Below are 26,595 nucleotides of genomic sequence, written 5' to 3' on the forward strand. Positions count from 1 at the left end.
ATTAACTTTCACAATAGATTTGCCACATTTGACGATAGGCATTTTCCACATTTTTAGTAAACTGACGTGCATTCCAAATCGGGGAAGTTTTTCTAGATTCATCTAATTTAGCGATAACTTTGCGTCTCAGGTTTTCATCCTTACCTAACTTAATCCCCCAGTCGATATACTCCTCATCACTCCAAGCGATACCCTCACTAATTCCCGCATTAACCATTAAAGTATAACTATTTCTCGATGACCATTGTTGACCAACTTTTGTAACTAAAGGAATCCCCATCCACAGCACATCTAAAGTCGTCATTCCTCCCGTAAAGGGATAGGTATCTAAAACCACATCAGCTATCCTTAAATTTGCTCGATAAATTCCTGTGGGATAGAGGGGTAAGATTTTTAATCTCTCATAATTAATTCCTTCTTCCTCGGCAATTTTGAAAAATAATTTTTCCACTGATTTAGCATCACTTAACCCTTGAATACTCAAATAACTATTAGGAACTGCCTTTAAAACTTGTAGCTGAAGTCGAATAATTTCAGGGTTACGTTTAACCCCCGTTTGTACGGTTAAGTAATTAATTGCATCCTCTGGAATCCCTAAATCATCCCTTCGGAGAGAAGGGGAAGCAACCTCGACACCATCCACACAAATATAGGAATTAGGTAAGCGCCAAATTTTTTCTCGGTAATATTCCTGTGCATCTGCTGGTAAAACGTAATTATCAGCAAGATAGTAATCAATTGCAGGAATTCCTGACGCATCAAAACCTAACCAAGTCACTTGTATTGGTGCGGGTTTTAGTGCCATGACTTGACAAGTTGCTTCATTAGTGATGCTGTCTAAATCTACCAAAATATCAATATTATCATGACTAATTTTTTCAGCAATCAGTAGAGGCTTAATCGGTAAATTATAGCAAGCATTTACCCGATTTTTAAAATCATTTTCAGTAATAAAATCTTCTTTTTGAGATACTAGGTATAAAGAGACATGAAACTGGTTATAGTCATGATACTTCATTAACCATCTAGAGATTAATCCGATAGAATGATTACCTAAAGTATTGGCAATATAGCCAATTTTAAGAACTTTATTGGCATCTTTAATAGTCGATTTTTGCAGAGAATGACGGTTATAATTATTGCGGACATATTCTTGAAAAAGTTGACCAACACAATTATTAATGTAACGGTTTTTTCTTGGGTTATCTTCTAGGTAAACTAGAGGGGATACAATTGATAGGCATGGTCCATCCAATAATCTTGGACATTCTCGATTAGTGATACTTTTTTGCAAGGATTCTGTATATTCTTCAATATCTGCCTTAATATCGACCCAATTACCACTAAATAATTTTACATAAAGAGCCATAAAATCAGCGACAGCTTGAGAAGGCAAACCTTGACAACTTGTTTTTAATTGACTAGCTACTTGCATAGCAGCGGCAAAATCTCGATTATCAAAATAACATTGATAAAGTTCAGCTAACAGATAAATTTGCTCCGGTTCCACTGCTAAACAAGTATTAATAATATCAATAGCCAATGGTTTATTATTCATGGCTAGAGAAGTTACTTTAGCTTCTACTACTTTGATGAAAGTTTGTCGCTGACAGTTAGATTGAAATATTGCCTCTAGGTAAGGGACAGTTTCTGGTATCTGATAATCGAGAAATTTTTCTAAAACTTCTTCCAATAAACTTAACTCTAGAGTCTGGAAATTATTTGTTTTTAACACATCAACAAATAACCAAGCTTTTAACTGCTCTTTCTCGAAATAATTCAAATTAATTGCCAATAAAATAAACCGCAGCAAATTATCAATATTATCGTGAATAATCTCGCGAATATGTCCTCGAATTAACCAACTGGTTTCTAAATTGCCTAACTCTAATTGTCTGCGTGCTTCCCCATCCAAAATATTGACTAAATCTACTGTCCACAGCATCACCTCCTGTTCATCTCCTTGAGTGAAGACAAATAACCAAGTAGCTTGTGCTTCTTCTTCCCGAGCTTCCAAAAGATAGGCTAATCCTAAATACCAATAATGACTAATTTCTAAGGGTTCTCTTTCTATCAGTTCTTCGTAAAACTGACTAACTTGCCAGAAATCCCCTTGCATAATTGCAGGTTCAACTTGGAAATGCCAAGACATAAGTATTTATCGTTAAGTGTCTCTACTAGCGTACCCAAATAGAAGCAAAATTTTTCTATATAAGTAAAATTTATCAGTTTCTCAGGGGTTGGGTTTTGGGGTGGTCACTGCGTGTGCGTTGCGGGGGGTGTTGGGGTTTTAGTTGAAATTCCCCATTCCCTCACCTCTCCATTCCCCACCTGCCACTCTCCACCCAGTTTCAACGAGTCCTAGCTTACCATCAACGTCAGCCAAGAGTAAATCCCGATGAAAAAGTTTTCACCCCCACAGATGAAAGAGGTTTCCTTCCCTACACCCCACACCCTCTTTCAAGTCAGTTTTTTGAAAGCTTTTCTAAATAAACCAATAAATCGGCCATAGCTTGAGGATCGGGCTGAAATTTGGGCATTGGCGGGGTTTTACCACTAATTACCTGTTCAATCAGACTAATTCTCGATTTGCGATGGGAAACCTCCTCTAAACTTGGTCCGACGATGCCATCAGCAAACTGACCGTGACAAGCAGCACAGTTAATTTGAAAGATTTCGTAACCGCGACTCACATTACCTTGTCGGGATAACACCTCCTTAATGTAGGGATCCGACATCTTAGCCAGATGAAAAGCGATTAAAAAGGTGCTAATCAGCAACAAACCCACGATTATAACCATTAAGAATCGATAAAGCCCGAATTTTGGTTTAACTAACTGACTATTCACGAAGGCCGCCGAAGGAAAGATGAGTTTCTCTTTACATTTTGCAACTTTTTGCCCGAAAATTCCACCGCCGCTGCTAGAGATAGGCAAATGGAGAATAATATAAGACAAAACTGCATCTTTTTCTAAACCTCTAGCAATGAACCTATTAACCAGACTGGAAGATTGGCCCTATATTATCCTACCTATCACCATCGTCCTCAGTTTCCTGCTGTTGGGATGGCTCGTAGAAAAGCGCGTTGTCAGTCAACTTTTATCGATTGCCAGAGAAAAAAACCTGCGTTTCTCGGAAGGGGTTTTACGTTCCCTTCGTGGATTAAGCATACTTTGGTTCGGACTTTTGGGTTTAAATATTGCCCTCTCCCTTCCCAATCTTCCCCTCTTTCCCTACCTGATTCTCCTGAGCCAAAAATTGCTGCTAGTGGCTTTTTTAGCTTCGGCTACTTGGGCTATTGCTCAATTATCCGTGGAAATATTACGATTTTATACCACGGGAGATGATGGCATTTCTTCCCTAACTTCCCTATTTGAATTTCTCGCCAAAGTTCTGATTTTTAGCTGCGGTTTTTTGCTGATTTTAAGCTCGATTGGCATTTCGATAACTCCGATGCTTACTGCCTTTGGTATTGGGGGTGTTTCCCTCGGTTTAGCTCTCCAAAATACCCTAGCTAATTTAATGTCAGGGATTAATATTATCACTTCTAAAAAAGTTAGACCGGGAGATTATATTGAACTGAAAACGGGAGAAGCTGGTTATGTGCGAGATGTGGATTTAAGATGCACAGTCATCGAAGAAATTACCAATAATATTTTGGTCATTCCCAATGCTCAGATCATTTCTTCTAGTTTCCGTAACTATAGTTTACCAGATCACTCCCTACTGATTCCCGTGGAAGTGGGCATTAGTTACGATAGTGACTTAGAAAAAGTCGAAAAAGTTACCCTAGAAGTCATGCAAGAAATCGCTCAGTTATTGCAACCTCACCTCGGTAACTATCAACCCTTGATCCTTTATGGTAAACTCGATTACTATAGCATTGTGCTAACAGTTTATCTCAAGGTGGTAGAAGAAGAATTTTTTCAACATCTCACCATTAAACACGAATTTATTAAACTCCTACACCGACGCTATCAGCAAGAAGGAATTAAAATTCCCTATCCAATTCTTTTTCCCTATCCCCCCAGTAATCCCCCTAGTTAACCTCAATTCGCTATCGCAACAAACAATTTAAATGCGCGGACAACTTACAACTGGTAATTCTCCTCAAAAAACTTACGAGTCATCGGTTGGGCAACTTCAATACCGTGGCCTTCTCCTAATAATTCTAGGGGTTTTCCTTCCACTTGAATCCAGACTTTGGCATTGGGATCCTCGGTAGTAGTAGTATAGATGATTTGTGCCAAACGACCGATTAACATATCAGGGCCATCATCATTGCCAAACTCGCGCGAGAGATTAATCTTAATTCCCGTTTTATCTACTTTTAAATCAAGTAATTTAGTCCCAGAAGGAATAGTAGTCATATCCTGAGGATTACTTGGACCAGCTAATAGAATCTTCAATACTGCTGTTAACTCTCGGTCGTCGCTATCTGCTTTTTGAACGGTAATTTCTTGGCTGACTAATTGATTACCCGTATCGGTCACTTTTAACCAATAAACCTGTCGAGTTTCCCTAACAGGAATAGCTGCAGGAGTTACTGTCGGACTTGTCTTCACCGGACCCGGAGAAACCGGTTCAAAAATTGGCGATTGACTTATCGGCACCGGACTGGGAGATTCAATCGGGTTTTCGCTGGTTTTCTGGGGGGAAGATAGGTGATGGACGGCAAACCAAGCAGTGGCCCCACCAGCAGTAAATAAAGCGAGGCCGATACCAATTATCCAAGGTAAAGAGATTTTATCACTAGAGCGAGAACTAGGCATAATTCAGTTATCAGTTATCAGTTATCAGTTATCAGTCGAACGCTTTTATTCTCCCCACTTCCCACTTCCCATCTCATCTTTTCCGACCGTTAAATTTAATTGGGGTTCCCCGATCGAGGTTCAATTCTGCCAAAAGCCGCTATACTTAGCTTATCATCGTCAATCTGTAATTGGAGAAGGCGGGCGATAATTCCTTGTTTCTCGAAGTTTTTTAAATCTAACTGGGTGGATATACCCTCGGCAAACCCCTTGAGAAGGCGCGAGGAGATGCGACGACCATTAAGAGTGGCTGTGGGGTCAATAAGCTCGATTTTTCGCCCCTGCACTAGCTTAAATCCCACTTCTAAGCTCAGATTGAGGCTGGCTGCTGGTTCGTCCGGCCTTTGGGTCTCTAGCTGCAGGCTGAGAGCGACTCGATTATTATTAAGAAAGTTAAAATTTGCTTGACTAAGTTGATATTTTGTGCTACCAAATTCTTCCCTAGAGGGAATCAGATTATTAATCAGGGTCTGAATTTGTTCTTTGACCGCTGCCGATTGTAAAGCTTGATTAAGATTAGTTTCCGTGAGGACAAGATGCAATGCTCCCGCAGCTGGTCGGCGCAGTGCGGCGGCTAAACTGCTGTTTTTTTGCTGTAATCGCCGCAAATCGAGGCTAATTGGCTCAGTTTCTAGCTCGATCTTCTCAATGCGAACGCCAGCAAGGGGATAAATTCCCCGTGCAGAAATGCGAACTCGATCGATTTTGCCTTGCAGAACCTGATAATTGGGAGTATTATCGACCCTCACGGCCAATTGTTCCACTTTTTGGACTTGGGAGCGAAGGGTATGGGCTAAAACCGTATCAATAATTGCCCCTGCGGGAGTTAACAGGGTCAAAACACTAGCGAGAGTGATTGTTAGCCATTCCATCGCTCAATTACACCCATCCAGCTAAATTTTGCCAAGCATTAGTGAAAAGCTGACTTAACCAACGTCGTTGCACTTGATCTAAAATCGGGTCTTCTGCGAGAATTTCTTCAGTCAGATCATCGAGGGATTGACCCTGAGCGTGGGCCATTCTAATAATTCCCGCAATCACGGCAGCGATCATCTCCTCATCGACGGGACGCTGTCGGAGGGCGGCAATTTCTTCGGGGGTAGTCGGGATGGGATAATTCATAATCAGATGGGTTAGGCTGTGTATTAATCTGGGTATGTAAAGTTTTTTAAACTTTTTTCAGAAAACTTTTTGTGTAGTCTAGCGTAATCAGACGATTTTTGGGTTTAACAGCTAAATCAAGATGAGAGAAATACTTTACAGAGAAATTCCGACTCCTGACTCGATCGCCGTTTGTCACTGGTTACAATCCGATTGGCAACCCAGAAGCGGTGTCAAGACAAATACACCTAACGGGGTGAGATTGCGCTTATCGGAGGCGATCGAATTGTCGATTTTTGTCTGGACGCTGCAACGGACTACTTATTTAAAAGTTTTCCGCTGGGGTGAGCGATCGCATGATCAAGAAACATCCCTGACTCGGCAGCTCGATCGAGCTTTACAAAAGCGTTTTCCGCCGCAGTATAACACGATACCAAATATCGATCAAAAAAATCACTCAATTTTTACAGCTTTAGAAGCGGACTATCCCCTAACGGTTCACTACTTCCGCAAAATGCCCCAAGGAGAGGCGGATTTAGAACGTTTGTATTGGTGGGAAAAACGTTGGCGCGACAGTGCCAAAAATCCCCAACAACCGCAGCCGGTAATTTTCTCTAGCAGTGAGGAAAATGATCATCCCATCACCTACGACTTAATTTATATTGGTGGTGCCTTGGGGGCAATTCATGCGGCACAGATGGCCAAATTAGGTTATCGAGTCCTCCTAGTAGAAAGACTGCCTTTCGGACGGATGAATCGGGAATGGAATATCTCTCGATCGGAGTTTCAAAGTTTAATTAATTTAGGTCTATTTACGGCCGAAGAATTCGAGAAATTAATCTTCCAAGAATACATCGATGGCTTTAATAAGTTTTTTGATGGCAATAATCCCCCCCATCTGAAGGCGGAGATTCTCCATACTCCCACGGTTTTAAATATTGCCATTAATTCCGATCAATTGCTGCAATCCTGCGGTAAAAAATTACAGGATCATGGCGGTAAAATTCTCGATCAAACCGAATTTATCAAGGCTGATATTACCGCTAATAGTGTTACTGTCACCCTTAATCATGGTGGGGAAATTCAACAGATAAAAGGTCGTTTATTGATTGATGCTATGGGTTCCGCCTCTCCCATCGCTTGGCAATTAAACGGAGTGCGTGCCTTTGATAGTGTCTGTCCGACGGTGGGGGCAGTAGTAGAAGGATTCGATCCGGTGGTGTGGGATTCTCACTATGGCGATGTCTTAAATTCCCATGGCGATATTTCTAAAGGCAGACAACTAATTTGGGAATTATTTCCGGGGGAAGGAAAAGAATTAACCTTTTATCTATTTCACTATCATCAAGTCCATCCCGATAACCCCGGTTCTCTGTTAGAAATGTACGAAGATTTCTTTACTATTCTGCCCGAATATCGACAGTGTGATCCAGAAAAATTAACCTGGAAAAAACCCACCTTTGGTTATATACCGGGGCATTTTAGCACAGGGAAAAAAGATCGAATTGTCTCCTTTAATCGCATTTTAGCCATCGGTGATGCCGCCTCTCTGCAATCACCGTTAATCTTTACTGGATTCGGTTCTTTGGTGCGTAATTTAGAGCGCTTAACCCATCTTTTGGATATGGCATTAAAACATGATTTACTAACAGCTAAAGACCTAGAAAATGTGCGAGCTTATCAAAGTAATGTGGCGGTAACTTGGTTATTTTCTAAAGGAATGATGGTTCCCACGGGAAAAACTTTACCACCCCAAAGAATTAACGCCATGTTAAACACATTTTTCGGTTTATTGGCTGACGAACCGCCGGAGGTTTCTGAAACCTTTATTAAGGATAAAACCGATTGGTTAACCTTTAGCCGTTTAGCAATTAAAGCGGCCAGAAAAAACCCAGCTTTACTGTTATGGATAGCAGAAATGGCCGGCAGTCAGGATTTAATACGTTGGTTGGGTTCCTATCTCGATTTTAGCCTTGATGGAGTCAAAAATCTGTTTTTTAGTTCCTGGTTTCCCCAATGGTTAAAAAACTCCCAAAGCTGGCTAGAAAAAGACAATCCTCGCCTCTGGTTAAAGTTATTGAGTTTTAATTATGGCTTAAGAAATTAGAGAATATTTATCAATTGACGCTCCCATCAACCTAGGCGCGTTAGAAGTCAAAGTAGATGAATTGTTTAAGAAGTTAACTCCCCCAGAGGGTTGCTTCTCTAACAGGATTTCCCCTAATCCTTACTGAATACAATTTAATTTGGTTTCATTAATATCTTGGCGAATAAATTTCTCAGTTCTAGAAAAAACCGGGTTAAACCAGCGAAAAATTATTCCTACCGGCAGTTGATCCGGTGGCGAGATTTTCGAGACATTTTCGATGACAGGAGAAGATATGACGATGGTTACTTTCGCCATGGCACGGATGAAGCAAGATTTAGATCAGCAATTAAAAAAAGGAGACCTATCCGAGAATATCTCGACCGAACGTATTTATCCAACCCTAGAGAAAGCGATCGAGGCGTTTCATCATCGTAACTCACCCCAATCATCCGAGCCTCAATATTGACACTTTCACCGTTCATTCCTAGACAATCTAGGGGTAAATTCTCGGTTGACAGACTTAAACTAATACTACCAAATCATTACCCAAAAAAATAAACAGAAAACTTCCTACAGAACTGGGGCAAGGGGAAAATTTTCACCTTTAACCCGGAATAGTCCCCCCTTTTCCCGACAAAAGAGCGAGATTTTAGCCCCTGGCCGAAGGCTGACCATTAGATAAAATTTTGTTAAGATTATCCCGCCAGCAATTTTTGAGCAAGATATAATCGAAACAGTAGAGCTGCCATTGGGCTAAAAGTTAAGCAAATTTAAGAGATAGCCATTTCAGAAAAAATCTATCATTGATGAGGTTGATCTTTCCCAGATAAGAAACGAGTGAAGATTAATTGTTGAACCGAGCATCAGAAGCTATCTCTAAAGGGGGAAATGTTAGAAAGTTATCCCAGAAGGGGAACCGTAACTATTGACTTATCTATTTCCTATTGCTTGTATTCATTTAGTCATCTAACAGCAAGGGATGTAATCTCATTCAGGGGAAAAAGTCGCTATGAACCACCAAATAGAAACCCCGATCCGCTCACCCTCTCAAGCTCGATTCCGTTCACGGGAAGAACGCATCCAGATCGGTAAATCCCTGCGGGAGCGATTGCCGCGTTCTAGCCACGCTATCTGGCAACCCCCCGCAGCTGGTCGAGAGCCGATCGAAATCATCGAAGCATCAAATCGGGGGCGATTACAGGAATTGATTCCCATCCGCTACGGACGAATGTTGCGGAGTCCCTTTACCTTCCTGCGCGGTTCCGCTGCCTTGATGGCCTACGATCTGGCCACCACTCCCAAAACCGACATTATCGTGCAGGCCTGCGGGGATTGCCACCTGTTGAACTTCGGATTTTTTGCCACCCCCGAACGCAATTTAGTCTTCGATATTAACGATTTCGACGAAACCCTGCCCGCACCTTGGGAATGGGATCTCAAGCGTCTCGTGGTCAGTTTTGTCATCGCCGGCAGGGATAGCGATCTATCTGATCGAGAATCGAAGGCAGCGGCGATCGATTGCGCTCGTTCCTATCGAGAACACCTGCGGGAATATTCTCGCCTCAGTCCCTTAGAGGTATGGTACACGCGCATAGGAGCAGAACAGGCGATCGAGATGGCTCCCGACGAAAAGACGCGGAAGTTGCGGGAACAGATGATGACAAAGGCCCGCGAGCGCATCATCGAACATCTCTACCCCAAGATCGTCACCCAAACTGGGGGACGCAATCGCTTTGTCGATCAGCCGCCTATTCTCTACCATGTCAACGAACCGGATTGGGAGACTATCGTGCGCGAGGGTCTGGAAGACTATCGCCAATCCCTGCCGGAGGAACGCCGAGTCCTCTTTGATCGCTACCAGTTAGAGGACTTTGCCCTGAAAGTAGTGGGCATTGGCAGTGTCGGCACCAGATGTTATATCGCCCTATTGTTCTCGGAAGATAACCATCCCCTCATCCTACAAGTTAAGGAAGCCCGCCCTTCGGTTCTGGAACCCTATACCGCCAAGAGCCAGTACGAAAATCAGGGACAACGGGTAGTTACAGGCCAGAGATTGATGCAATCCTCTAGCGACATATTTTTGGGCTGGACCCGGGGAAGAGGGGGCAACGACTTCTATTTACGGCAACTGCGGGATATGAAGTTTTCCCTACCCATTGAAGGAGTATCGGCCGTCCAACTGCAACGCTACGCCGAGTTCTGCGGCTGGACCTTGGCCCGCGCCCACGCTAAATCTGGAGATGCGGCCACTATTAGCGGTTATTTGGGGAAAGGAGATCAGTTCGATCTAGCCCTGGGCGAATTTGCGATCGCTTATGCCGATCAGACAGAACGAGATCACGCCGCTTTGGTGGATGCGGTGAAAACAGGACGGGTGGAGGCTTTGGTAGAAGAAAATTTATAGCATTAAGCTATCAGCCTGTTATTTCTCCTCCTATCGGAGGGCGCAGGTTCCTTGCGCCCCTACAGTAACGGATTTTGTCCACAATGTAGGGGCGAACTGCGTTCGCCCAAAAGGTACATTATCAAACCCACATTCCGCACCCTCAACTGTCACATAAGCTATCCCCCTCCAGAGACTTGAGTAAAAATACTTAGCTGGTGAAGGTTTTCTCGGCACCAGCTAGGGGGGTCTTGAAACCCCTAATTATGAAAAAATAGGGCTCTTCGGGAATTGTTATGCAAATAATTAACTTAAAATAAAATTCGATGAGAGTAACTAAGCTCAAAAGTAGCTGAAATCCATACAGGGAAAGACTTAAGGCACAAACAGGTTAATGCCAAAAGATAGACAATTGAGTTAAGATTTGATATAATTGCCAAAAACGAGATTATTTTACTTATGATACTTGACAAATTTTTGAACCTACAAGGAACCTGTATTCAAGGCTATCGACACCTAGAAAATATCGGTATAGTTTGCCGAATCGAATCGAAAAATAAAAAAGTAGCCTGTCCTCGTTGTGGGTTAGAGAGCGATAAACTACACCAAAATCATCGACATTTAGTCAAAGATTTACCAATCTCAGGTCAACCAGTGTACCTACAAGTTAATCGTCGTCAATTTAAGTGCGGTAATTGTCAGAAACCCTTTAGCGAAGAGTTAGATTTTGTCGCCAAGAAACGAACCTATACGAAAAGACTAGCCGAGAATATACTCGAACAATTAAAAGAAGGAGATATTTTAGATGTTAGCCGAAGAAATGACGTAACGGAAGAAGAGATTCAAAGAATGATAGAGGACATAGGACATCGCCGAAGAAATTACAGAGCCAGACCTATCGGAATTAAAAAGACTAGGAATTGACGAAATCGCTCTAGTCAAGGGGCAAAAAAATTACTGTGCAGTTTTAGTAAATTTAGATACGGGAAAACTAATAGCTATTCTAGAGAAGCGAACACAAGAAGAATTGAGGAAAACGCTTACAGGGTGGGGAAAAGAGGTGTTAGAGCAAATTGAAGAAGTCAGCATATATCTTTGGTTGCCCTATAAAAATTTGGTGAAAGAATTGATGCCATCGGCCGAGGTAGTCGCCGATAGATTCCATGTAATGAAACAAATTAATCAAGAGTTAGACGAACAAAGAAAAGCAGAAAAAAGAGCCGTAGAAGCGCAGAAAAATAAAAAACAGAAAACAGAAAAATAAGCAAAGCTAGAAGTTTTAAAGCGAAGTAAATATAGTCTGTTAAAAAATGAAGAAGATTTAACGGAAACCCAAAAAATCAAACTAGAAGCTATCAAAGAAAATTTCCCAAATTTGCAAAAGATGCAGGAATTAAAGGAAGAATTCAGAAAGATTTATGAAACCTCAGAGAATCCGACAGAGGGAATGCTATCCATCTCGGAATGGTTGGCAAAATCCTCCAGTGTTTTTACTAAGAGTTGTCAAACAATCCGAAACTGGTTTGGAGAAATAATTAGTTATTTCGAGCGAAGGACAACGAATGGGATGGTCGAGGGAATCAACAATAAACTTAAACTAATAAAACGGAGAGCCTATGGCTTTAGAAACTTTCGGAATTTTTGGGTTAGAAGTATGTTGTCTTGGCATCTTGTATGTTGATTTAGCATAAAGAGTAACGAAGAGCCATATTTTGTCTGCGACTCAAGAGTTTTTATCAGAGTTTAAATCTATCTTTGTTATAGTTTCATATCTATACTTTTTCTTCCCCAAAAAATGTAATATTATCTTACAATAAATCCAGTTATTAAAGACTGATTATTTATTCTCCCTGTTCCCTTTTGCCTGTCCTGATATGTAGCCTATACTCAACAGATTAACAAGGGAGACTTAAAGCTGAAAAAAGGGGCTTCGCGCCCCCAAAAATCTTTAGTCAACCGATTAAAAATCTACACCAGACTATAGACAATTACTAAGCCCAAAACTGCGGCAAAGACAATTAAAGCGTAGAATTGGGCGCGACCATTTTCAAGGTATTTAAGACCTTCACCACTGACAAGAGTAGCTAAACCGGTTAAATTCACAGCCCCATCGATAACGCGATAATCCACTTCCATAATTTGCCGTGCGAGACGACGACAACCCTGGACAAAAACTCGATCATAGAGATTATCAATGTACCATTTGTTCAGGGAAAAACGATACAAAGCGGGGAATTTTTCCGCAATAGTTGCGGGGTCAATTTTCTTCTGGAGATACATCAAAGAAGCGACAGTAATCCCGATTAAAGCAATCCCTACCGAATTACCCGCCATAATCAGAAACTCTGTCCAATCAAAAGCATGAACTTCTTCCACCACTTCGTTAGGAACATGAATAAAACCCTCGAAGAAATTCTGCCAAGGTTTACCCACCAAACCAATCAACAAAGAGGGAACCGCCAAAATCATGAGAGGTAAAGTCATAGTAATTGGCGATTCGTGGGGTTCATGGGCATGATGGCCGTGGTTGTCTTCTTCCTGTGCTTCCGAGTCTAATTGCTTAACATTCATTGCCCCCGGTCCAAAAGCCGGAATCGCGCCCGCATTGGCTAACAGTCGGCGTTTAATCTCCTTATTAGTCCCTCTAAACTCCCCTTCAAAGGTGTTAAAGTACATCCGGAACATATAAAAAGCTGTTAAACCCGCAGTAGCCCAACCGATTAACCATAAGGACGGGTTCGCCTCAAAAGCTAAACCGAGAATTTCATCCTTCGACCAGAAACCAGCGAAAGGAGGAATCCCACAGATGGCCAGAGTTCCCACCAGGAAAGTTAGGGCAGTAATGGGCATATACTTGCGTAAACCGCCCATCATCCGCATATCTTGCGCTAAAACCGGCTCATGACCGACCACATCCTCCATACCGTGGATGACCGAACCGGAACCGAGGAACAACATCGCTTTAAAATAAGCGTGGGTCATCAGGTGGAATAACCCGGCACTATAGGCACCAATACCCATAGCCATAACCATATAACCCAATTGGGAGATGGTGGAATAGGCTAAACCCTTTTTGATATCATTCTGGGTGAGGGCGATACTTGCCCCTAGGAAGGCAGTAAAGGCCCCCGTCCAAGCAATTACCGTCATCGCCGTGGGAATTGGCTCAAAAACGGGATACATCCGAGCAATCAGGAAAACTCCGGCGGCCACCATCGTGGCGGCGTGAATCAGGGCCGAAATCGGGGTCGGACCTTCCATGGCATCCGGTAGCCAGACATGAAGGGGAAATTGGGCTGATTTGGCCACGGGTCCAAGGAAGACTAAAACGGCGAATAATGCCGCTAAACTGCCGGCAATGGCTCCAGAAGAGACTAATTCCTCTAGACGTTCACCCATGATATCAAACTCGAAGCTACCGGTGGCCCAGAAAAGCCCCAGCATTCCCAGTAATAAGCCAAAATCGCCGACGCGGTTGGTAACAAAGGCTTTTTGACAGGCCTCGGCAGCCGCCGGACGAGTGAACCAGAAACCTACTAGCAGATAGGAACACATCCCCACCAATTCCCAGAAAATGTAGATCTGGACGAGGTTGGGACTGATGACCAAACCGAGCATAGAACTGCTAAAAATGCTCAGATAGGCGTAAAAACGCACATAGCCGGGGTCGTGGGCCATGTAACCATCGGTATAAATCATCACCAAAAAGGCTACGGTGGTGACGATAACCGACATTAAAGCGCTGAGGTGATCGATCGTATAACCCATTTTCAGGTGAAAGTTACCCGCCGATGCCCAATCGATCATTTGGGTATAGGGAGCGTGTCCATTGATTTGACTCCACAGCAGTGCAAAAGACAGCACCATCGACGCACCGAGGGTAGAAATGATTAATACAGCATTTGCCTGTCGCAGACGATTGGTGACTTCATTAAAGGAAATTAAGCCCGCACCGACTAGGGTAGCGCCTACCAAGGGTAGGACGGGAACTAGCCACGCGTACTGATAAAGCGGTTCCATTCAGTAATACCTAGTTTACAATTTCACACTATTTGGTTTATCCTCATCTATTGTGACATAGGTTAATTCTTAAGAAAGTGTTTATACCTAGTTTTGCTCCATAGGGCGGCGAAAGGTCAAAGGATCTTATCGATTTGGCAGTTTAGCGAGCGGGACGGTAATTTTTAGGGAGAAGCGGTAAAATTATCGAATAACCACGAAAGCAAGGAAACGATTAAACCAGCAGAAAAGGAAATTATCGCCACGATCGCCTCGCTGCCAAGATAACGGGATAAAAAACTGCCTTGAATTTGGGCGATCGGTAGTCGCGGATTTAACCCCACTTGGATGCTGTTGGTATTGCCGGAAACGCTCACTTCTAAACCTTGTGATGCTTCGCTAATCTGCAAGTTTTCCCCCGTGGTTTTTAGTTTGAGGTTTTGGTTGCTATCCTCTCGGATAATTTTTATCTGATTTAATATCTCTACCCCCGGTTTCTCGACGATCAGGAATTGGTTTTCTTCTAGCTTAAGATCCTGTTGAGCCATCCGGATATTACCAGAAATAATTGTTGATTCCACTAAGTCATCTCTCACATTATTACCAGTGATAATCGGTCGCTCAAATCTAACATTATTAACTTTAATATTGCGCCAAAAAATAGGCTGTTCTTTATCTTGAGAAAGTTGTAAATTAACATCGATCGCTTGTTGTATTTCTAATTTAAATTCGGTGGTACTGAGATTAAATTCGAGGGGAATATCCTCTTTTTTTTGGGGTAAATTAGCAATTTTATAACCAGAAAGAGTTATTTTAATCGGGTTGCCGCTAGGGTTAAATGATAAATTTACTGGTTGAGAATTTGGCTGCAAACTAAAAGCCAAAAGATTATTAAAAGGCGCGTATTTGAGATTTTTTACTCTAGTTTCCTTTTGTAAACGGAGTTCTTGCAGGATAAAATCCGCCGTCGGGGTAATTGTTAAAGTGCTATTTTCCCGGATTGATTCAATTTCTAGTCGCTCTCGTTTATTCAGTTCGGGATCTGCAAGACTGCTAAAGGTGCCAGCGAGGGTAAATTTTTTCAGTCCCGATAGATCTATTTGGGAAAGATTATAGACATCTTTGAGCAATAAACTTTCGTTTTCTTGACAGGTAAAACTAAAGCTTTTTACCAATAAATTGCCTTCAAAGTTTTGTTTAACTGGGATAATTCCCCAAAAAATCGACAGGAAAACCAGTGCTAGAGTAACTATAAAAACTGTGCAAAACTTGAGATTTTTCCTGATAAATCGCCAGAAACTTTTAAAATTATGCTTGGACTTCATTTTAGCCACTGGGGATTATGTTCAAAAGTTATATTAGTCGGGGCATTTCTGGGAGGAGCATTATCTTGTTCTAATAAAGCTTTGACTCGCAATTCGTACAATCCCGCCTTAGCCAGTTTACCATCAGAAGTACGACCATCCCAAGTAAAGAAAATTTCTCCTTTTGGTTGCCAGTTAGGGCGAGAAGTCTCATAGATAACCTCGTTGTTCTGGAGGATTTGTAATTCTTTGATCTGGCTACGCGCATTAGCAAAAAGGACGATATCGTAGGTTTTTGCCGGATTAAAAATAACTGGCAAATAGATCAATTTACCGTCACTGATAAAGGCCGTGGCCCGCAGACTTTCAAGGGCGATATCTTCGCGATCAATAACATAGTTAGACCATTTAAATTGATAGCGAGAACCTTGGGGACGCAAGGTGAGGGGATCGAGTTGATAATTTTTTGGCACAGAACGCACTATCACTTTTGGCGCTCGGTTATTACGACTAGGTACTTCCAACTTTAGGGGGTCAGTCATCTCCCGAATCCGGCCGATAGAAAGGGAAATAAGACTAAAACTGCCCGCAATATCGATCGGAGCTATTCCCTCACAGCGCTTGTCATTATCTCTCTGGATATAGTTGCTAGATCTAGTATTTCCCGTCCCACAGTTTTGAGCTTGAATAGGGAAGAACGAGACCAAAATAAGACTAAGAATTGTTAAGTTGAGGGCAATAAATGATTTTTTCATGGTACAACCACCTGCCATTGAGCTAATTTTTGGAGAACTCGATCGATTGGGTAAGCGAAACCGATACCGGAAGAATCGATTTGGGACTCGTTAATCGTTTTAAACATCAATCCGATCACCCGCATTTCCTGATCGAATACTGGACTACCAGACCCCCCCACGGCCAGACTCACATCGATTAATAAATTGCCGCTACTAGACTGAATGCCGATGGTAATCGCCTCGTACTTCGACCAATCTTTTGATTCAGGATGTCCGATGATAGAAATCGGTGTTTGTGGGTTAATTTCGCCTTGATGAAAGGTTAAAGGACTGATATCGTCTGGTAAACCCGTGACTTCCAGCAAAGCTAAATCCAAGTTTTCTTGGGGTTCGGTGATCTGACTTATTTTAGCCACTACACGATCGCGCGGGAGGTTGGGTAGATTTTCGCCGTAATAGGGTTCCACTTCCAGATTATTTTCCAGATTATCGGCCCTCTGTTCCGTGTCGCGATCGACCACCACATGACGATTAGTGATAATCCACACCGTTGTTCCCCGGCGTTTGACCACATAACCCGTACCGTAGGCAGTCCCCTTGGCGTTACCGGTAAAGACCACACTGATTTTAACGATCGATCGCTTGATCCGGGTGAGGGGATCCTCTTGGCGTAAATATTCGGTATTATTCAAAGCGATGATCTGATCCGGTTGTTGCTGCAACGATAACAAGCGCCGGGCCTCTTGCAGGTTATTGCTGGCAAATTCAAACTTCGGATCGATTTTCGTCGCCTTCTCGAACTCAGCGATCGCTGCCTCTAGCTTGCCCTGTTCCTGTAGGAGCCGACCCAAATTATTATGGGCAATGGTGTGAACGGTAGTCGGGGTGGCAGAGGTATCATCGGGTAAATCTAAGGCCCTACGGTACATTTCCTCCGCTTCCGTCAGTTTTTTCTGGTCCGACAGCACGTTACCCAGACCGTTGTAGGCATAGACATACTTATCATCAAGAGCGATCGCCCTACGGTACATTTCCTCCGCTTCCGTCAGTTTTTTCTGGTCCGACAGCACGTTACCGAGACCGTTGTAGACATCGACATCCTTATCATCAAGAGCGATCGCCCTACGGTACATTTCCTCCGCTTCCGTCAGTTTTTTCTGGGCCCTCAGCACGATACCGAGATTGTAGTAGGCAGGGACAAACTTATCATCAAGAGCGAGCGCCCTACGGTACATTTCCTCCGCTTCCTTCAGTTTTTTCTGGGCCCTCAGCACGTTACCGAGATTGTTGTAGGCAGGGACAAACTTATCATCAAGAGCGAGCGCCCTACGGTACATTTCCTCCGCTTCCTTCAGTTTTTTCTGGGCCCTCAGCACGTTACCGAGATTGTTGTAGGCACGGACATACTTATCATCAAGAGCGAGCGCCCTACGGAACATCTCCTCGGCTTCTGTCAGTTTTTTCTGGTTTGCCAGCACGATACCGAGACCGTTGTAGGTTTCTGGAAGTTTTGGATCGAGAGCGAGCGACTTTTGACAGAAAATCAGTGCTTCGTCTAACTTATTTTGACGGAATAGCGCAGCGCAGAGATTGCTAAAAGCCACAGCACTGTTAGGATCAAGCTGAATAATTTGTCGCCAGATTCTTTCGGCTTCCGGGTATTTTTTTTGCGCTTGAGCGGTTTCACCCTGTTGCCATAACTGCTCTAGTGTTTGTGCCACTGTTGTCGGCGGCATGATCACCAATGCCAAAGTTAACACCCAAGCCAGCCGCACCACTTTCATAAGCTGATTGAAAATATTCCATCTATAGGTTAACAGATAGCAATGGAGTCAGGAACATTGCTGCATCTTAGTCGGTTAAGTAGGGGTTTGCGGCAAAAAGTACGGGCGAAGCATTCGGATAGAAAATCTCCGGTTTTACCGATAGGTTATTGCCCGAATGCTTCGCCCCTACAGGACGCGGAACCATGAAGACGCAAGGTTTTGAACCACGATTCTCTCAAAATCTTGCACCTGTTTCGCGAAACAAGACCCTAAAACCCTTACTTCGTCTATATTTCACCATTATTCAGCAAGCCCTAAGTATATCCATAACTTATACTTTTTAATAGCAGAACCGACTGAAGAGCAATATTTACCTATTCAGGTATTAGATACCCTAGCTGATCCATCTGCCAACCTAACTTAGTTGGCTGCTGATAAACCTTTTTTAAAGTGTTAATATCCCGGCTAGAAATCGGGGCAATATCTCTAGTTTGAGCGAAATACATCACATCCGTCTCTAGGGGACTATGACCCCAAATTCCCAAAGCGTGACCTAATTCGTGCCGCGCTGCCGCTAAGGCCGACCGATCGGCTAAATTAGGACTAATCTGGATACTCATCCGATGAGTTAGGCGATTTTCCTTGACAAAAATCTCGTATTGTGTTATGGCAGAACGCACCCGGGGCAGTTCTAACTTACCAGTTTCGACATTAAAACGGACTCCCGACGGCGGTAACTCCCGTTTAATGAGGATATCGGCCAATTCTGCCCGATTTACCAACTCCATCGGCAAATACTGCCCCCATTCAGCGATCGCCTGTTGTACCAAACTCAGCCAAGAACTGCGATCGCTGTGAACGTAGATCTTCACGGGAAATTGCGACCAAATCAACGCCCCCACGGGACTGATTTCCACAGCATCAAAATAATCCCCGGACTGGTTTTGCTCTTGCCATTGGGCTAAATTAGCGGGTAAAGGATGGGTTTTTAACTCTGGTAGCGATCGACTGTCGGCGATCAAAGAATAGGAAAACAGCAAAAGACTCGCCAAGGCTGCGAGTCCTAGAAAAGAGAACCGACCTCTTAGCATTTAGCGATTTAACCAGCCGGCGCTCAGTACAATAGTTAGGGTGATAAATACCGTCCCCAACGCCCAAGTCACCTGATTTAAGGTTTTTTCCGCCGTTTTTGCGCTGGTAAAAATCTGTGATTGACCGCCAATACCGCCAATACCATCCCCTTTGGGACTGTGTAATAACACCAAAATCGCCAGAAAGGCCGCCGCCAGCGCCCAAATAATCTGTACTACCAGCACCACTGTCATGATTATTACTCTCTATTTTCCATTACAAAGTATAGCAGTTATCAAGCCGTCAGCTTTGAATTAGTTATCAACTAGGGTCCTCTTCATCCTCTATATCCTCAAGTGTTAGTGGTGCTTGGGCGCTATGGCGAACATATAACACATAAACCGTACTATCTCTAATTGTAAAAAGCACTCGATAGACATTTTTGCCTTTCCCATAAAAAAGTTGTCGGACTTCTTTGGGTAGAAAAATCGTCTGTTCGAGCGCTAAAGCACAACGAGTTGGTTTCTCTTGCAGAGTCGCAATAGCATTCATTAATCCTCGAAACCAACGGTCAGCAAACTCGGCATTATAACCTCGATACCAGCGATAGGCTTTTTCGATCTGTGCCGTGGCAGTTGGGGTAATTTCAACCTGAAATATAGCAAAGAGCGGGGTGGTTAGGACAATCAATCGCTGAAACCCTTGACCGATAAGAGTTTGAAAATTGAAAGCGTCCTAACTAACTCGTTCTATGCCATACCATATTTTTCGGCCATTTCTTGGGCAAAATCGGCAAGAGGACGGGTTTTACCGGAATTTATCTCCTCGAAACCTTGCTGAATCCCCTCAATGCTCTCTAAATACTCCATCAGTTGTCTGAGCTTACTAGGATCGATTTGATCGAGAAAAGTCACCAGCACTTGTGAGCGATCGCTAATATCATTGGGTAACTCGGTTAGGTGTATTTGTCCATCTCGATAAACACCTTCGATGGTTTTCAGCATAAAATTCCCCTTTCTTGACTTTTTACTCGTTAAAGCGAGATGCGGACGGGAGTGCGACTGGCTTTAATTTCCACTTCGGCCGGTTTAATCAGCGATCGCCCGGTCATTTCTACTGGGACGGGAATTTGTAGAATTTCCAGGATAGTGGGGGCAATATCGGCTAAACGACCATCATCCCGCAACTGCACATCGCCACCGTGGCCGGGTATTTTTCTTCCTTCCCCTTCAATTAAAATTAAAGGAACGGGATTAGTCGTGTGGGCCGTCCAAGGATTACCCGACTCATCCACCATCGTTTCCGCGTTACCGTGGTCTGCGGTGATTAACACTGTTCCCCCCAATTTATTGACGCTACTTAACAACTTAGCCAAGCATAGATCCACCGTTTCCACTGCTTTCATGGCCGCGTCTAAAATGCCCGTATGACCCACCATATCGGGGTTAGCGTAATTGACTACCACGAGACTATAGATCCCCTGTTCGATCGCCCCACAGACCGCTGCTGTCACCGCGGCTGCCGACATGGCCGGAGCTTGGTCATAGGTGGCGACTTTTGGACTGGGAATTAATTCGCGCACTTCTCCCTCAAAGGGTTTTTCTAACCCCCCATTAAAAAAGTAGGTGACGTGGGGATATTTTTCGGTTTCCGCACAACGAAACTGTTTTAATCCCTGTTGAGCGATCACCTGTCCTAAAATATTATTTAAATTCTGGGGAGCAAAGGCCACATCTACCGGTAATTTCGGATCGTATTGGGTAAAAGTGACAAAACTGAGGGGAGAAATTAAATCTCGATCGAAATCTTCAAAATCGGGCATAGTCAGGGCATAACATAACTGTCTAGCTCGATCGGGACGGAAATTATAGAATATCACCCCATCGCCCGCTTCGATCGCCCCCGGGGCAATTCTGGTGGGGGGAATAAATTCATCGGTAATATTTTGATCATAAAATGCCTGTAATACTTCCGTGATCGATCGCCCGTCGATACCTTGATCACTGGTCATCACGTTATAGGCTTTTTCCACCCGATCCCAACGGCGATCCCGATCCATGGCATAATAACGGCCACTGAGAGTCACCATGCGACCGAGTTTGATTTTATTAATATGTTCTTGAATCCGTTTAATAGCTGGCATTCCGTCGGTGACGTTGGTATCGCGACCATCGGTGATGACATGAATGCAGACATCGCTAATCCCTTGCACTTTCGCTAAGTCTAATAATCCCAGTAAGTGATCGAGATGGGAATGGACTCCCCCCTCGGAACATAAACCAATCAGGTGTAATTTGCTTTTTTTAGGGCTAATCTCGGCGCATAGTTTTAATAAAGCCTGATTTTGTTGAATCGAACCATCTTCGATCGCATCGGAAATTCGTACTAATTCCTGTGGTACAACTCGTCCCGCTCCGATATTCAGGTGGCCAACTTCCGAGTTGCCCATCTGTCCTTCTGGTAGTCCCACATCCTTAGCGGAGGTGCGGATTAAGGTGTGGGGATACACTTCCCAGAGGCTATCCATAATCGGGGTTTTCGCCATTGCAATCGCATTATCCGACCTTTGCGGGCGATAACCCCAACCATCAAGGATAACCAGTACGACTGGGGATATAGGTGCGTGGGTCATGATATACAGTCCTAAATTAAGAGTGGATTTCCATGCACTAAGATAATATCATCGAAACTTCCATTGATCACCGGTGTCGGGGCGATCGACCCCCTAATGTCAGCAAATGATGGGTATGTCTCAAAAAAACGAAACAACTGCTTTAATAATCGCTCTTTTAGCCACTGCGGGCATTTTAGGTGGGGGTTACTTCTGGCTACAAAGTCAATGTGCCGCGGGTCAAGAATTTTTTCTCTGTGGCAGCAGTAAAAGTCCGCAAAAATCGCCGGTATCGGGAAGTGCCTCCTCTCCCCTACCCCCTCCCCCCTCACCCCAGGGAGTGGTTAGTTTTGCCCCACCGACTTCTATCCCCAGTGGCACGACAATTCGCATTAACGGCTCTACCAGTATGGTACAGATTAATCAAGCCTTAAAAGCCGCTTTAACTGCCAAATTTCAGGGGGTAGAAGTCTTGACAAATGCTCAAGGATCTGATAGGGGATTAGAGGAAGTAGCCCGGGGGGCGATCGATATTGCGGCGGTGTCACGACCTTTAACCGAGTCAGAACGCTCTCAGGGATTGGCTTCTAGTCCGATCGTTCGAGATGCGATCGCTATTGTGGTGGGAGTAAAAAACCCCTTTGCGGGGGGGTTAACCACTACCCAAGTTAAAGATATTTTTACCGGAAAAATCACCTCTTGGTCGGAGGTGGGCGGTTCTGCTGCTACTATTCAAGTGATTAATCGTCCTCCGATTAGTGGCACTTATCAAAGTTTTCGTCAGGAAGTGCTGCAAGGGGGAGAATTTGGTACAGGAACTAATTTTAAAATGATGGACAGGGATGCCACCACCCCAATTTTGCGAGTTTTGGGACTGAATGGCATTAGTTACGCGACCTATAACCAAATTGCCAACCAAAAAACCGTCAGGGCGATCGCTGTGGACGGAATTTCAGCCAGTGAACCTAATTATCCTTGGCAGCGTACCCTTTACTACGTTTACAAAGAACCTGCTAGTGAAACAGTCAAAGCTTTTATGGGTTTTGTGTCCTCTAGTGATGGTCAAGAAGCGATTTTTCGGGCCAATGAAGACCTACAAAAGTAGTTAGCGAGAATATCTGAAAATCTGGGAAATTTTACGCCTTGCATGACTAGGGTGAGCATTGCCTATTTTACTGTGGAGACGGGGAAGCATTGAGAATGGTTAGCTGAACACCATTATCTTTTTCATAAACGATCGCCACGGGAATGGTCAACCTGGAATCTTTTTTCGGTAGATATGAAATTAGAAATTTCTCAGGTGAGACGAATGGAGTCATAAATTAAGTTATTCATTCCCATCGGCGATTCTACTGTTAAAATCAGAAAAAAGACGAGCTTAAGGTGGTATTGATGTCTATCATTAAACGGCGCAAATTTTTGGTTGGCTTGGTTTTGAGCCTTTTTTTCCATCGATTCTCAAACCAAAGCGTTTCAGCGCAGGAAAGTCAATCAGTCAACATTCAGTGGCGCGTTCCCGCAGAACAGGTGAACACTGTTCGGGAAGAATTGAACTTTGAAGGGCAAGTCATTCCAGACAAGTCAACGATAACGGATGATCGGGGATTACCCCTTATTTATATTTTAATTGGGGCAGTTGCTTTGGGGCAGATTGCCACAACTTTATTAGAAATTTATAAAGATACTAAATATGGAGGAGTTATTGTCCGTAAAAACAAAAAAGGAGAATTGTTAATCGAAAACAACGCAAATTTAGAACGAGGGACAATTATTATCGATCAAGGTAATGAAGTCAAGATAATTTTTAGAGAAAAAAACGATCCAAAGGCAACCGAACTCATCCAAGCACTAACCCCATTAATAAAATGATGTGGAAGGAGTAAGGTAATGAAAAAGGCTTTTTGGGGATGTTTGGCATTAACGGGAATAACAGCTAGTCTTGTTGGTATAAAAATAGCACAAGCTCAGCGTAATTCCTTGATCGTAAAAGATGCTAATGGGAAAGAAGTTATTGTTTATCAAGAAAGCCATGCTTTAGTTATTTGGGCTGGAGATTATAAAAATTGGGGAAAATTAAATAACCTTCAATATGAAGCGAAAGAGGTCATAACGGCACTACAAAAACAAGGATTTCAGGTTAGAGAAATTCCCAATCCCAATCGAACTAAATTGAGTAATGGGATCAAGGATTTTATCGATGATTATGGTTATCGACAGAATAATCGTCTAGTGATTTTTTTTGCAGGGCATGGTTACACTCGTCAGCAGACCAAAGGATATTTAGTTCCCGTTGATGCACCCGATCCGATTGTTGATGAACAGGGCTTTCTGAAAGCGGCATTGTCAATGGAACAGATTAATTCTTGGGCAACTCAAATGGAGGCAAAGCACGTTTTATTTGTGTTTGATAGTTGTTTCTCGGGAACGATTTTTAAACAAAGATCTAATGGAGAGGATGCGGGAAATGCTTATATCCGAGATGTGATGAATAAACCCGTGAGGCAATTTTTAACGGCTGGTGATGCGAATGAAAAAGTTCCTGCAAAAAGTGTATTTACGCCGCTATTTTTGAGAGCATTAGAAGGGGAGGCTGATTATACAAAAGATGGGTATGTAACGGGAAGTGAATTAGGTCTTTATTTGACGCAACATCTTCCCAATTTAACAAGGGGAAATCAACATCCTCAATTTGGGACGATTCTAGATGTTAACTTAAATCGGGGAGATATTGTTTTTCGCTCATCTATAGCCGTAGTATCCCCCCAACCCAGTCCATCACCTCCCGTGGTTACGCCACCGAAACCAACACCATCAAATCCGCCAATCCAACCGCGATCGACCCTCATCTCCTCAACCACTGGCGTGGACTATACAACGCTACTAGAACTCCTGCAACAAAAGAAATGGAAAGAAGCAGACGACATAACTTTTAAGTTAATGTTAGCGTCAGCCAAGTATCAAAATCCAGATTGGAAAAATAGGGACTGGTTGGATGAAAAGGATATTAATAGTTTTGCTTGTGAGGACTTAAAATTTATTGATCGGCTTTGGTCTGAGTACAGTAATAATCAATTAGGACTGTCGGCACAATTAAAGTTTTGGAATGATGCTAAAAATAATTCAACAACTATCATTGAAGCTTATCGTCAATTTGCTCAATGGGTTCAATGGATACTACCATCTAGTACCAGTTCTGGTAGTAGCTATATATCGAGTGATGATATTAAATATGCCAATCCACCTCAAGGACATCTTCCGGTACAAATAACTTATCCTTTAGGAGAGGGTTGGTCAGATGGAGGAAGCAATACGAATCGGCACTTGCTATATTCACGCTTTGCAGATTGTCGAAAGAAAGGTAATTAATATCAAGAATTGCTTAGATGTTTTTAGATGTTGTTTAACATCTTATTCCTGTACTTCCATCGGGTGCAATGGCGTAGCCGCAATCTCGAGTACCATTCAGAATTACACCACTCATATCAGCCCCAGTAAAGTTGGCACCAAATATATAGGCATTAGCTAACCTCGCTCCCGTCAAATTAGCATCCATAAATTTTACACGACCCAAATCAGCACTATTTAGCTTGGCATTCTTGAGGTTAGCCCCAATGAGGTTAGCATAACCTAGGTTAGCACCTGTTAAAATTGCCCCTTCCAAATCAGCTTGTAGTAAATTACTTTCGCTTAAATTGGCACTTCTTAAATTAGCACCTTTCAAGTTGGCATTCTTTAAGTTCAACTTGCTTAAATCTGCCCCACTGAGATCGCAACCCGGACATTGTTTTGTCTTTTTTAGTTTTGCTACATGATCGGGGTTTTCTGCATAAATAGGGGTGGTTAACCCAATAAAGCTAAAGATAATGGCAACAGTTAAGGTTTTGAGCCTGATTTCCGCTAACATTTTGTCCACGATTGAAGATGAATAGTCCTTATCTTAGCTTTATCCTGTAAAAATGTCAAAACATTAAAGGGTATTCCACTGGGGGCATCTCACTATCACACTTTTTTAGTGCGTGTTTATGTTCAAGGGTTTGGACAGTCCTGTGTCAGTGAATTGTAGCATATAAGGCGTGTCGCAGTTTTTTCAAACTCCGATCCTACAGGGGTTCAACACGAGGTTATCAGGGGTTCCGCGATTCGATACCTGTCACCGTCACCCCAGGAGGGTAAATGCCATTTTCCCCTACATAATCTATGGTTTATAATTACGATAGATATTAACCAGCGCAAGTTAGGAGTAAATACTTGTCAAAAAAGAAATTTCGTAAATCTGTTGAAAGCATTCGTTATCAAATTCTGATCCATCATCAAAAAATTGCCAATGAGGAACAAAAAGAATCCCCCGATGAAAACTTAATTAATTACTAGAAAAGAGAAATTAAAGGTTTAGAAAAAAGTTTATCTAGAGCAGAAAAGCGATTAAACAGAGGAAAATAAGCAATGATTTCAAACACTGAAAAACCCTTGAAAGTCAACTCTACCTTGGCCACTCTATTATCTGAATTAGGTGAAGAATGCGAGGCGGTTTTATTCTTACTAAGTCAGCTTAAATTACCAAGCCTAACTGATGACCAAAAAGGGGATATTTTGGCAGAATTAATAGGCTCAATTACTCACTTGCACGTTCATACCGAAAATTTACCTGATTTAATTGGGGATGAAATTTTAGCTTTGCCAGATGATCAATAATGTTATGATGATTCTTTGTTCTCTGGTTCAG

General features: G+C 42.9%; 26 protein-coding genes and 1 pseudogene. 10 read left to right on the forward strand and 17 right to left on the reverse strand.

The genetic code is table 11. The features are described 5' to 3' along the window. Position 1: 1 nt before the first annotated feature. On the reverse strand, positions 2-2,152 hold the full coding sequence (locus ACQY1X_RS19800) for an O-linked N-acetylglucosamine transferase, SPINDLY family protein (protein WP_430013399.1): 2,151 nt from the start codon (positions 2,150-2,152) through the stop codon (positions 2-4). A gap of 313 nt (positions 2,153-2,465) precedes the next feature. Next, positions 2,466-2,957, reverse strand: a complete 492-nt coding sequence (locus ACQY1X_RS19805; RefSeq protein ID WP_002790853.1) for a c-type cytochrome — start codon at positions 2,955-2,957, stop codon at positions 2,466-2,468. Between the two features lie 28 nt (positions 2,958-2,985). On the opposite strand from ACQY1X_RS19805, the gene ACQY1X_RS19810 reads away from it, so the two are divergent. Next, positions 2,986-4,047: a mechanosensitive ion channel family protein gene (locus ACQY1X_RS19810; RefSeq protein WP_002735319.1), complete on the forward strand. Its 1,062-nt coding sequence runs from the start codon at positions 2,986-2,988 to the stop codon at positions 4,045-4,047. Positions 4,048-4,091: 44 nt separating this feature from the next. Here ACQY1X_RS19810 and ACQY1X_RS19815 read toward each other — a convergent pair whose 3' ends face one another. The 3 genes from ACQY1X_RS19815 to ACQY1X_RS19825 all read right to left on the reverse strand — a co-directional run bounded on the left by ACQY1X_RS19815 (position 4,092) and on the right by ACQY1X_RS19825 (position 5,933). Then, a complete protein-coding gene (locus ACQY1X_RS19815; protein ID WP_430015038.1) occupies positions 4,092-4,772 on the reverse strand; it encodes a GerMN domain-containing protein in 681 nt (226 codons plus the stop codon). A 95-nt stretch (positions 4,773-4,867) separates the two neighbouring features. Continuing rightward, positions 4,868-5,683: an LmeA family phospholipid-binding protein gene (locus tag ACQY1X_RS19820; RefSeq protein ID WP_002736045.1), complete on the reverse strand. Its 816-nt coding sequence runs from the start codon at positions 5,681-5,683 to the stop codon at positions 4,868-4,870. A gap of 7 nt (positions 5,684-5,690) precedes the next feature. After that, positions 5,691-5,933, reverse strand: coding sequence for a hypothetical protein (locus ACQY1X_RS19825; RefSeq protein WP_002737489.1), 243 nt, complete (start codon positions 5,931-5,933; stop codon positions 5,691-5,693). A 121-nt stretch (positions 5,934-6,054) separates the two neighbouring features. Between ACQY1X_RS19825 and ACQY1X_RS19830 the strand changes: the two genes are divergently transcribed. Next, entirely contained in the window at positions 6,055-8,019 is a 1,965-nt protein-coding gene (locus tag ACQY1X_RS19830; RefSeq protein WP_430015039.1) for a flavin-dependent dehydrogenase, read from the forward strand. 120 nt (positions 8,020-8,139) lie between these two features. Here ACQY1X_RS19830 and ACQY1X_RS19835 read toward each other — a convergent pair whose 3' ends face one another. After that, complete coding sequence (locus ACQY1X_RS19835) at positions 8,140-8,316, reverse strand: hypothetical protein (protein WP_184891203.1); 177 nt, start codon at positions 8,314-8,316, stop codon at positions 8,140-8,142. Between ACQY1X_RS19835 and ACQY1X_RS19840 the strand changes: the two genes are divergently transcribed. From ACQY1X_RS19840 to ACQY1X_RS19850, 3 genes and pseudogenes are all read left to right on the forward strand, one after another. Then, positions 8,300-8,467 (forward strand): sulfate transporter, encoded by a 168-nt coding sequence (locus ACQY1X_RS19840; RefSeq protein WP_430015040.1) that lies wholly within the window; start codon positions 8,300-8,302, stop codon positions 8,465-8,467. The genes ACQY1X_RS19835 and ACQY1X_RS19840 overlap by 17 nt on opposite strands. Before the next feature lie 543 nt (positions 8,468-9,010). Beyond that, positions 9,011-10,405, forward strand: coding sequence for a DUF2252 domain-containing protein (locus ACQY1X_RS19845; protein WP_430015041.1), 1,395 nt, complete (start codon positions 9,011-9,013; stop codon positions 10,403-10,405). Positions 10,406-10,843: 438 nt separating this feature from the next. Further along, positions 10,844-12,065: pseudogene (locus tag ACQY1X_RS19850) on the forward strand (ISL3 family transposase). 287 nt (positions 12,066-12,352) lie between these two features. Here ACQY1X_RS19850 and ACQY1X_RS19855 read toward each other — a convergent pair. The 9 genes from ACQY1X_RS19855 to gpmI all read right to left on the reverse strand — a co-directional run bounded on the left by ACQY1X_RS19855 (position 12,353) and on the right by gpmI (position 21,893). Beyond that, positions 12,353-14,404, reverse strand: coding sequence for an NAD(P)H-quinone oxidoreductase subunit 5 (locus tag ACQY1X_RS19855; protein ID WP_430015042.1), 2,052 nt, complete (start codon positions 14,402-14,404; stop codon positions 12,353-12,355). A 164-nt stretch (positions 14,405-14,568) separates the two neighbouring features. Then, positions 14,569-15,708 carry a hypothetical protein gene (locus ACQY1X_RS19860; protein WP_430015043.1) on the reverse strand — a complete coding sequence of 380 codons (1,140 nt, stop codon included), beginning with the start codon at positions 15,706-15,708 and terminating at the stop codon, positions 14,569-14,571. Beyond that, a complete protein-coding gene (locus ACQY1X_RS19865; RefSeq protein ID WP_430015044.1) occupies positions 15,705-16,442 on the reverse strand; it encodes a FlgD immunoglobulin-like domain containing protein in 738 nt (245 codons plus the stop codon). Before ACQY1X_RS19865 ends, ACQY1X_RS19860 begins: the two co-directional genes overlap by 4 nt. Next, complete coding sequence (locus tag ACQY1X_RS19870) at positions 16,439-18,208, reverse strand: tetratricopeptide repeat protein (protein WP_430015045.1); 1,770 nt, start codon at positions 18,206-18,208, stop codon at positions 16,439-16,441. The genes ACQY1X_RS19865 and ACQY1X_RS19870 overlap by 4 nt, the downstream gene beginning before the upstream one ends. A gap of 356 nt (positions 18,209-18,564) precedes the next feature. Then, on the reverse strand, positions 18,565-19,281 hold the full coding sequence (locus ACQY1X_RS19875) for a peptidase (protein ID WP_194013202.1): 717 nt from the start codon (positions 19,279-19,281) through the stop codon (positions 18,565-18,567). Continuing rightward, a complete protein-coding gene (secG, locus tag ACQY1X_RS19880) occupies positions 19,282-19,515 on the reverse strand; it encodes a preprotein translocase subunit SecG (RefSeq protein WP_002736485.1) in 234 nt (77 codons plus the stop codon). It lies immediately after the preceding gene. 67 nt (positions 19,516-19,582) lie between these two features. Further along, positions 19,583-19,951: a type II toxin-antitoxin system RelE/ParE family toxin gene (locus tag ACQY1X_RS19885; protein WP_430015046.1), complete on the reverse strand. Its 369-nt coding sequence runs from the start codon at positions 19,949-19,951 to the stop codon at positions 19,583-19,585. Positions 19,952-20,010: 59 nt separating this feature from the next. Beyond that, positions 20,011-20,265, reverse strand: a complete 255-nt coding sequence (locus ACQY1X_RS19890) for a hypothetical protein (protein WP_430015047.1) — start codon at positions 20,263-20,265, stop codon at positions 20,011-20,013. Between the two features lie 29 nt (positions 20,266-20,294). Then, on the reverse strand, positions 20,295-21,893 hold the full coding sequence (gene gpmI, locus ACQY1X_RS19895) for a 2,3-bisphosphoglycerate-independent phosphoglycerate mutase (RefSeq protein WP_430015048.1): 1,599 nt from the start codon (positions 21,891-21,893) through the stop codon (positions 20,295-20,297). A gap of 106 nt (positions 21,894-21,999) precedes the next feature. On the opposite strand from gpmI, the gene ACQY1X_RS19900 reads away from it, so the two are divergent. Beyond that, positions 22,000-22,977, forward strand: a complete 978-nt coding sequence (locus ACQY1X_RS19900; protein ID WP_430015049.1) for a phosphate ABC transporter substrate-binding protein — start codon at positions 22,000-22,002, stop codon at positions 22,975-22,977. A 67-nt stretch (positions 22,978-23,044) separates the two neighbouring features. Here ACQY1X_RS19900 and ACQY1X_RS19905 read toward each other — a convergent pair whose 3' ends face one another. Continuing rightward, a complete protein-coding gene (locus ACQY1X_RS19905) occupies positions 23,045-23,191 on the reverse strand; it encodes a hypothetical protein (RefSeq protein WP_176721611.1) in 147 nt (48 codons plus the stop codon). A 73-nt stretch (positions 23,192-23,264) separates the two neighbouring features. Between ACQY1X_RS19905 and ACQY1X_RS19910 the strand changes: the two genes are divergently transcribed. Continuing rightward, complete coding sequence (locus ACQY1X_RS19910; RefSeq protein WP_061432093.1) at positions 23,265-23,741, forward strand: hypothetical protein; 477 nt, start codon at positions 23,265-23,267, stop codon at positions 23,739-23,741. 18 nt (positions 23,742-23,759) lie between these two features. Further along, positions 23,760-25,238 (forward strand): GUN4 domain-containing protein, encoded by a 1,479-nt coding sequence (locus tag ACQY1X_RS19915; protein ID WP_430015050.1) that lies wholly within the window; start codon positions 23,760-23,762, stop codon positions 25,236-25,238. Positions 25,239-25,272: 34 nt separating this feature from the next. On the opposite strand, the gene ACQY1X_RS19920 is transcribed toward ACQY1X_RS19915, so the two are convergent. Continuing rightward, positions 25,273-25,776, reverse strand: a complete 504-nt coding sequence (locus ACQY1X_RS19920; protein WP_430015051.1) for a pentapeptide repeat-containing protein — start codon at positions 25,774-25,776, stop codon at positions 25,273-25,275. A gap of 344 nt (positions 25,777-26,120) precedes the next feature. Here ACQY1X_RS19920 and ACQY1X_RS19925 point away from each other — a divergent pair, with 344 nt between their 5' ends. After that, on the forward strand, positions 26,121-26,243 hold the full coding sequence (locus tag ACQY1X_RS19925) for a hypothetical protein (RefSeq protein ID WP_255520686.1): 123 nt from the start codon (positions 26,121-26,123) through the stop codon (positions 26,241-26,243). Between the two features lie 72 nt (positions 26,244-26,315). Further along, the gene (locus ACQY1X_RS19930) at positions 26,316-26,564 is read left to right on the forward strand and encodes a hypothetical protein (protein WP_002745417.1); all 249 of its coding nucleotides are present in this window, start codon (positions 26,316-26,318) and stop codon (positions 26,562-26,564) included. Positions 26,565-26,595: the final 31 nt, after the last annotated feature.

Source organism: Microcystis protocystis FBCC-A270, from assembly GCF_050500235.1.
Lineage (GTDB): Bacteria > Cyanobacteriota > Cyanobacteriia > Cyanobacteriales > Microcystaceae > Microcystis > Microcystis ichthyoblabe_A.